This window comes from Streptococcus sp. HMSC070B10 (genome assembly GCF_001808665.1).
In the GTDB taxonomy this organism is placed as follows: Bacteria; Bacillota; Bacilli; order Lactobacillales; family Streptococcaceae; genus Streptococcus.
In genome coordinates, this window is sequence record NZ_KV794173.1 from 1 (window position 1) to 7197 (window position 7197).

General features: G+C 39.8%; 9 protein-coding genes. 8 read left to right on the forward strand and 1 reads right to left on the reverse strand.

Annotated elements, in window-relative coordinates; all coding sequences use genetic code 11:
• Positions 1-91 (forward strand): LPXTG cell wall anchor domain-containing protein (locus tag HMPREF2613_RS11870; protein WP_148129935.1); only part of this gene is annotated, 91 nt, incomplete at its 5' end.
• A gap of 258 nt (positions 92-349) precedes the next feature.
• The gene (locus tag HMPREF2613_RS04995) at positions 350-1201 is read left to right on the forward strand and encodes an NAD(P)H-hydrate dehydratase (protein ID WP_070479417.1); all 852 of its coding nucleotides are present in this window, start codon (positions 350-352) and stop codon (positions 1199-1201) included.
• Between the two features lie 24 nt (positions 1202-1225).
• On the opposite strand, the gene HMPREF2613_RS05000 is transcribed toward HMPREF2613_RS04995, so the two are convergent.
• Positions 1226-1411 (reverse strand): hypothetical protein, encoded by a 186-nt coding sequence (locus HMPREF2613_RS05000; RefSeq protein ID WP_001068558.1) that lies wholly within the window; start codon positions 1409-1411, stop codon positions 1226-1228.
• Between the two features lie 123 nt (positions 1412-1534).
• Here HMPREF2613_RS05000 and HMPREF2613_RS05005 point away from each other — a divergent pair, with 123 nt between their 5' ends.
• The 6 genes from HMPREF2613_RS05005 (at position 1535) to rpsR (ending at position 7070) form a co-directional block, all read left to right on the forward strand.
• Positions 1535-4015, forward strand: coding sequence for a bifunctional DnaQ family exonuclease/ATP-dependent helicase (locus tag HMPREF2613_RS05005; protein WP_070479473.1), 2481 nt, complete (start codon positions 1535-1537; stop codon positions 4013-4015).
• A gap of 4 nt (positions 4016-4019) precedes the next feature.
• Positions 4020-5243, forward strand: a complete 1224-nt coding sequence (locus tag HMPREF2613_RS05010; RefSeq protein ID WP_070479419.1) for an FtsW/RodA/SpoVE family cell cycle protein — start codon at positions 4020-4022, stop codon at positions 5241-5243.
• A gap of 10 nt (positions 5244-5253) precedes the next feature.
• A complete protein-coding gene (locus tag HMPREF2613_RS05015) occupies positions 5254-5808 on the forward strand; it encodes a DJ-1 family glyoxalase III (protein ID WP_070479421.1) in 555 nt (184 codons plus the stop codon).
• Between the two features lie 218 nt (positions 5809-6026).
• A complete protein-coding gene (gene rpsF, locus HMPREF2613_RS05020; protein WP_001151778.1) occupies positions 6027-6317 on the forward strand; it encodes a 30S ribosomal protein S6 in 291 nt (96 codons plus the stop codon).
• Between the two features lie 11 nt (positions 6318-6328).
• Positions 6329-6799 carry a single-stranded DNA-binding protein SsbA gene (gene ssbA / locus HMPREF2613_RS05025; protein ID WP_004269791.1) on the forward strand — a complete coding sequence of 157 codons (471 nt, stop codon included), beginning with the start codon at positions 6329-6331 and terminating at the stop codon, positions 6797-6799.
• A 31-nt stretch (positions 6800-6830) separates the two neighbouring features.
• Positions 6831-7070 (forward strand): 30S ribosomal protein S18, encoded by a 240-nt coding sequence (gene rpsR, locus HMPREF2613_RS05030; RefSeq protein ID WP_000068664.1) that lies wholly within the window; start codon positions 6831-6833, stop codon positions 7068-7070.
• The last annotated feature ends 127 nt before the right edge of the window (positions 7071-7197 follow it).

Consider the following 7197-nt stretch of genomic DNA (forward strand, 5'->3'; position numbering starts at 1 on the left):
TGAAAAACAGTCAGAAACAGCTATTTTCTTGGCAGGTGTTACCTTGGCCTTATCAGCAGCTTTATTAACTGTAAAACGCAAAGAAGACTAGTCTATGCGCCTAATACCATTCTATTTGTATAGATTGGTAGAAGATAAAAAATGAATCGATAAATGAGTCGAATAGATGGAGAGGACCAATTAGGCCTCTCCGTCTTTACTAGTGAAAATGGAATCGTTTACTTTCGTGTTGGGTCGAAAGGAGAGTAGAGGGGCTTTGTCCCCTCTTTTTCTATATGAACGAAGAGATTTATATTTAAGATGCAAGGTAGATAGACTTTATAGTATAATGAATAGAGAGGAAAAAACGATGAAAGTGATTGATCAAGCCTTACTAGAAAAAGTCATTATTGAACGTTCTCGTACAAGTCATAAAGGAGACTATGGTCGTCTGCTTTTGTTAGGTGGGACCTATCCTTATGGTGGAGCTATCATCATGGCTGCCTTGGTAGCTGTAAAAAGTGGCGCAGGATTGGTGACCGTTGGAACGGATAGGGAAAATATTCCAGCTCTGCACAGCCATTTACCTGAGGCTATGGCCTTTGCTCTTCAAGACCAGCAACTGTTAAAAGAGCAATTGGCGAGGGCAGAAGTTGTCTTATTGGGACCTGGTTTACGAGACGATATTTTTGGAGAAGAACTAGTCAAACAGGTTTTTGCTAGCTTAAGACAGAATCAGATTTTGCTTGTAGACGGAGGTGCTCTGACAATTCTTGCTAGGATAAGTTTGTCATTTCCTTCGAGTCAGCTTATCCTAACTCCCCACCAAAAGGAATGGGAAAAGCTGTCTGGAATTACGATTGAAAAGCAAAATGAAGATACAACGGCTAGTGCCCTAACTTCCTTCCCTCAAGGAACAATTTTGGTAGAGAAAGGTCCAGCTACTCGTATTTGGCAAGCTAGCCAATCTGATTATTACCAGTTACAGGTTGGCGGTCCCTATCAGGCGACTGGTGGTATGGGAGATACACTAGCTGGAATGATTGCAGGATTTGCAGGCCAATTTCGACAGGCCAGTCTCTACGAACGTGTGGCAGTAGCAACCCATCTTCATTCAGCAATAGCACAAGAACTATCTCAAGAACATTATGTGGTCTTGCCGACGGAAATCAGCTCTTATCTGCCCAAAATAATGAAAAAAATATCTCAAAAAGGCACCTGATCGTTTCAGGCGCCTTTGTATTTTTTAGAAAAATCCTTTAATCTTTCCAACGAGGCCATCTAGACCTTCAGAACCAGAAATCAACTGCTGAGCTTGAGAGAAGTATTCTCCAAGCTGTTCTTGATTTTCTGCAACAAATGTTTTTGCAGCTTCGAAATCTTTTGTTTCGATTAGCTCTTTTACTTGATTAAACAAATCTAATGGGTTCATCTTATGTCTCCTTTTCTGTATAATACTATTCAAACATTTTATAAAAATTTTTTCAAGCAAAGAGATTTTTCTATCGAAGTTGAGGGGTGTCAAACAGGGCTTTTTTTGATATAATTTTTAATGATGAATTCGAGAAATGATCGGTATGTGGTTGTTGATTTAGAGGCCACTAGCACCGGAAGCAAGGCAAAAATTATTCAAGTGGGTATTGTGGTGATTGAAAATGGCGAAATCGTCGATCAGTATGGGACTGACGTCAATCCCCATGAGCCCTTGGATTCTCATATAAAAGAATTGACAGGGTTGACTGATCAACGGTTGGCAGTTGCTCCAGAGTTTTCACAGGTAGCTGGAAGGATTTTTGAACTGGTCAAGGATGGTGTTTTTGTCGCGCACAATGTACAGTTTGATGCAAATCTTCTGGCAGAGTACCTATTCTTTGAAGGTTATGAATTGAGAACTCCTCGTGTGGATACAGTTGAGCTGGCACAGGTTTTATACCCTCAGTTTGAAAAGTATAATCTCGGAATTCTATGTCAAGAGTTAGGGATTAAGTTAGACCATGCCCACACCGCACTCTCTGATGCACAAGCAACAGCAGAGCTTTTGCTTTTTATGCGTCAAAAACTTTTTCAGTTACCAAAGGGACTTTTAGAAACGTTGTTAAATCTTGCGGATAACCTCCTTTATGAAACTTATTTAGTGATTGAAGAAGTATATCAGCGCCAGTCCCTCCTTTCTTCTCACGATTTGATAGAGCTCCATGGACTCTTTCTAAGAAAGCAAAGTCAGTCTTTAAAGCCACGTAAGCTATCTAAGGATTTTACTAAAAATATTTCCTTATTAGACTTGGATGAACGTCCTCAGCAAGTTGAATTTGCAGAAAAAGTTGAGCAGTTATTAAATGAACAGAAAACCGCGTTTATTCAAGCCCAAACGGGACTTGGAAAGACTTATGGTTACCTACTGCCAGCTTTGAGCATGGAAAGTGAAGGTGGCATCCTTGTTAGTGTTCCTACCAAAATCCTTCAAAATCAAATTATGCAAGAAGAAGGAAGGCGATTAAAAGATACTTTTCATATTGATATTCATAGTCTCAAGGGACCTCAAAATTATTTGAAACTCGATAATTTTTATAAAGTACTTCATAGGCCAGAGTCTAACCGCCTATTCACACGCTTTAAAATGCAAGTCTTGATTTGGTTAACAGAGACAGAAACAGGTGACTTAGATGAAATCGGGCAGCTGTATCGTTATCAACATTTTCTAGCTGAACTTGTCCATGATGGAAAACTTTCACAAAAAAGTTTATTTATTTCTGAGGACTTCTGGCAACGCAGTCAAGATAGGGCTAAATCGAGTCGCCTTTTGTTAACCAATCATGCTTATCTGGTAACACGTTTAGAGGATGATCCAGAGTTTGTCAACAATCGCTTGGTAATCATAGATGAAGCTCAAAAAATGCTGCTTGCCCTTGAAAACCTCTCTCAAGAATCTTATCTCCTCGATGATTTAGTAACACAAGTTCAAAAGTCGTTGGAAACAGAAAAAGATCTTATTCATAGACGGTTGCTTGAGAGTATCGGGTTTGAATGTCGCTATTTGATGGATCAGTTTTACTCAGGACTTAAGAATGACAAGTGGCTGGATTCTCTTGAAAACTTACGCCAGCATTTTTCTGAGTTAAGTCTTCCCGAGTATAGAGATATGACGGGCTTTTTTACATCGGACCGTGAATTTTGGTTGGCAACAGCTGAGAAGTCTAGTAAGGATGTCTTAATTTGTTCAAGTAAAAAAGGTCGCTTCCTACTAGCAGATTTATTGCCAGAAGATTGCAGAGTGCTTGGCGTATCTGCCACTCTTGAAATTAGTAATAGAGTTTCTTTAGCGGACTTATTAGGATTTACTGAAGCTCCACTTATTACAGTTGAATCTTTACAACAGAAGCAGCAAGAAGTTCTATTAGTAAATGATTTTCCTTTAGTAACTGAACATTCTTCTTTAGATTATGCAGAAGAGGTTACATCAGTTATCCATTCCTTACAAGCCTTTCAAGAGCCTTTGCTTGTTTTATTTACGTCGAAAGAACTACTGTTAGCAGTGTCAGATTTACTAGACCATCCTCATTTAGCCCAATATAAAAATGGGGAACCCAGTCAGCTGAAGAAACGTTTTGAAAAAGGAGAGCGACAAATCTTACTTGGAACAGGAAGTTTCTGGGAGGGGGTTGATTTTTCTACCCATCCTTGCGTTATTCAAGTAATTCCTCGATTGCCTTTCCAAAATCCCCAAGAACCTTTAACACGAAAATTAAATCATGAATTGCGTCAGGAAGGGAAGAATCCTTTCTATGATTATCAGCTGCCAATGGCCATTATTCGTCTCAAACAGGCTTTGGGTAGAACAATTAGAAAAGAGGAACAAGCTTCCATTGCTGTGATACTGGATAGTCGAGTTGTTCATAAAAGATATGGTAAACAGATTAGACAAGCTCTAGCGAAGGAAAGAACTATCAGAGAGGTGAATAGAAAACAGATTACCTCTGCTGTTATTGATTTCCTCCAAAACAACAAAAATGAAAAATCTAAGAAAGAGGAAAGGTGAATATATGAAACGTTCTCTCGACTCTAGAGTCGATTATAGTTTGCTCCTGCCAGTATTTTTCCTACTGGTTATCGGTGTGGTGGCTATTTATATTGCCGTTAGTCATGATTATCCAAATAATATCTTGCCCATTTTAGGGCAGCAGGTCGCCTGGATTGCCTTGGGGCTTGTGATTGGTTTTGTGGTCATGCTCTTTAATACAGAATTTCTCTGGAAGATGACCCCCTTTCTATATATTTTAGGCTTGGGACTTATGGTCTTACCTATCGTCTTTTATAATCCGAGTTTAGTTGCATCAACGGGTGCCAAAAACTGGGTATCGGTAAATGGTGTTACCTTGTTCCAGCCGTCAGAATTTATGAAGATATCCTATATCCTCATGTTGGCTCGTGTGATTGTCCAGTTTACCAAAAAACATAAGGAGTGGAGACGCACAGTTCCGCTGGACTTTTTGTTAATTTTTTGGATGATTGTCTTTACCATTCCAGTCCTAGTTCTTTTGGCACTTCAAAGTGACTTGGGGACGGCCTTGGTTTTTGTGGCTATTTTCTCAGGAATCGTCTTGCTATCAGGAGTTTCTTGGAAAATTATTATCCCAGTATTTGTGACTGCTGTAACTGGAATTGCTGGTTTCTTAGCTATTTTTATCAGCAAGGACGGTCGGGCTTTTCTCCATCAACTGGGAATGCCGACCTACCAAATCAACCGTATTTTGGCTTGGCTCAATCCATTTGACTTTGCTCAAACAACGACCTATCAGCAGGCTCAAGGACAGATTGCCATTGGAAGCGGTGGCTTATTTGGTCAAGGTTTTAATGCTTCTAATTTGCTTATTCCAGTTCGGGAGTCGGATATGATTTTCACGGTTATCGCAGAAGATTTTGGCTTTATTGGCTCTGTCCTTGTTATTGCCCTTTATCTCATGCTGATTTATCGTATGTTGAAGATTACTCTTAAATCAAATAACCAGTTCTATACCTATATTTCCACAGGTTTGATTATGATGTTACTCTTCCATATCTTTGAGAATATCGGTGCCGTGACAGGTTTGCTTCCTTTGACGGGTATTCCCTTGCCTTTCATTTCACAAGGAGGATCGGCTATTATCAGCAATCTGATTGGTGTGGGCTTACTTTTATCGATGAGTTACCAGACCAATCTAGCTGAAGAAAAGAGCGGAAAAGTTCCATTCAAACGGAAAAAGGTTGTATTAAAACAAATCAAATAAGGAGAAAATCATGGTAAAAGTAGCAGTTATGTTAGCTCAGGGCTTTGAAGAAATTGAAGCTTTGACAGTTGTGGATGTTTTGCGTCGGGCAAATATCACTTGTGATATGGTTGGGTTTGAAGAGCAAGTGACTGGTTCGCATGCAATCCAAGTAAGAGCAGATCGTGTCTTTGATGGTGATTTATCAGACTATGATATGCTTGTCCTTCCTGGTGGCATGCCTGGTTCTGCACATTTACGTGATAAGCAGGCCTTGATTCAAGAATTGCAAAATTTCGAGCAAGAAGGGAAGAAACTGGCAGCCATTTGTGCAGCTCCAATTGCCCTCAATCAAGCAGGGCTATTGAAAAACAAGCAGTACACTTGTTATGACGGTGTTCAAGAGCAAATACTTGATGGTCAATATGTAAAGGAAACAGTAGTGGTAGATGGTCATTTGACAACCAGTCGAGGCCCTTCAACAGCCCTTGCCTTTGCCTACGAGTTGGTGGAGCAATTAGGAGGAGACGCAGAGAGTTTACGAACAGGAATGCTCTATCGAGATGTCTTTGGTAAAAATCAGTAAAACGGATTCGTAATCTCTATAGTTTGATAAATACTAAAATATTAATCACTCTCTATAGAGTTGTAGTTTTTGAGAAGATGATTCGTCATCTTCTTTTTTATTTCAGTGTTTTTACTTGCGTAAAAAAATGTTTTCTAGTATAATAGTTTATTGTGAGCGAACCTCACTTACCCCTTGCAAAGTCTTGGGGTCATTAGACCAAAAGGAGGAACATATCAATGGCTAAATACGAAATTCTTTATATCATTCGTCCAAACATTGAAGAAGAAGCTAAAAACGCTTTGGTAGCACGTTTTGACTCTATTTTGACTGACAACGGTGCAACTGTTGTTGAATCAAAATCTTGGGAAAAACGCCGTCTTGCATACGAAATCAAAGATTTCCGTGAAGGACTTTACCACATCGTTAACGTTGAAGCAAACGACGATGCAGCTCTTAAAGAGTTTGACCGTCTTTCAAAAATCAACGCTGACATTCTTCGTCACATGATCGTCAAAACTGACGCGTAAGAAGGTAAACTATGATTAACAATGTTGTACTTGTAGGGCGTATGACACGTGACGCTGAGTTGCGTTATACCCCATCAAATGTAGCAGTTGCGACTTTTACTCTTGCAGTAAACCGTACATTTAAGAGTCAAAATGGCGAACGTGAGACTGATTTTATCAATGTCGTTATGTGGCGCCAACAGGCTGAAAACCTTGCTAACTGGGCTAAAAAAGGCTCACTTATCGGGGTGACAGGTCGTATCCAGACTCGTAGTTACGATAACCAGCAAGGACAACGTGTCTACGTGACAGAGGTCGTGGCTGAGAATTTCCAAATGTTGGAAAGCCGTAGTGTGCGTGAGGGTCACACAGGTGGAGCTTATTCTGCACCAACTGCAAACTATTCAGCACCTACAAATTCAGTACCAGACTTTTCACGTGATGAAAATCCATTTGGAGCAACAAATCCATTGGATATTTCAGATGATGATTTACCATTCTAATGGACAACTAAAATTATAAAGGAGAAAAAACATGGCTCAACAACGTCGTGGCGGATTCAAACGCCGTAAAAAAGTTGATTACATCGCAGCAAACAAAATTGAATATGTTGATTACAAAGATACTGAGCTTCTTAGCCGTTTCGTTTCAGAACGTGGGAAAATCCTTCCTCGTCGTGTAACAGGAACTTCAGCTAAAAACCAACGTAAAGTAACAACAGCTATCAAACGCGCTCGCGTAATGGCTTTGATGCCTTTCGTAAACGAAGATTAAAGAAAAGACCCGGTTGGGTCTTTTTTTCACGAGCTTTGAAATGAGAGAGCGAGTTGAGGTCCAGTGGCCCTTTTTTTCATGATCTTGAAAATAAGAAAGCGAATTAAGACCCGGTTGTTTTTTTTTT

Coding starts and splice junctions, on each gene's coding strand:
- HMPREF2613_RS04995 (WP_070479417.1), top strand. CDS start 350: ATGAAAGTGATTGATCAAGCCTTACTAGAAAAAGTCATTATTGAACGT.
- HMPREF2613_RS05000 (WP_001068558.1), bottom strand. CDS start 1,411: ATGAACCCATTAGATTTGTTTAATCAAGTAAAAGAGCTAATCGAAACA.
- HMPREF2613_RS05005 (WP_070479473.1), top strand. CDS start 1,535: ATGAATTCGAGAAATGATCGGTATGTGGTTGTTGATTTAGAGGCCACT.
- HMPREF2613_RS05010 (WP_070479419.1), top strand. CDS start 4,020: ATGAAACGTTCTCTCGACTCTAGAGTCGATTATAGTTTGCTCCTGCCA.
- HMPREF2613_RS05015 (WP_070479421.1), top strand. CDS start 5,254: ATGGTAAAAGTAGCAGTTATGTTAGCTCAGGGCTTTGAAGAAATTGAA.
- rpsF (WP_001151778.1), top strand. CDS start 6,027: ATGGCTAAATACGAAATTCTTTATATCATTCGTCCAAACATTGAAGAA.
- ssbA (WP_004269791.1), top strand. CDS start 6,329: ATGATTAACAATGTTGTACTTGTAGGGCGTATGACACGTGACGCTGAG.
- rpsR (WP_000068664.1), top strand. CDS start 6,831: ATGGCTCAACAACGTCGTGGCGGATTCAAACGCCGTAAAAAAGTTGAT.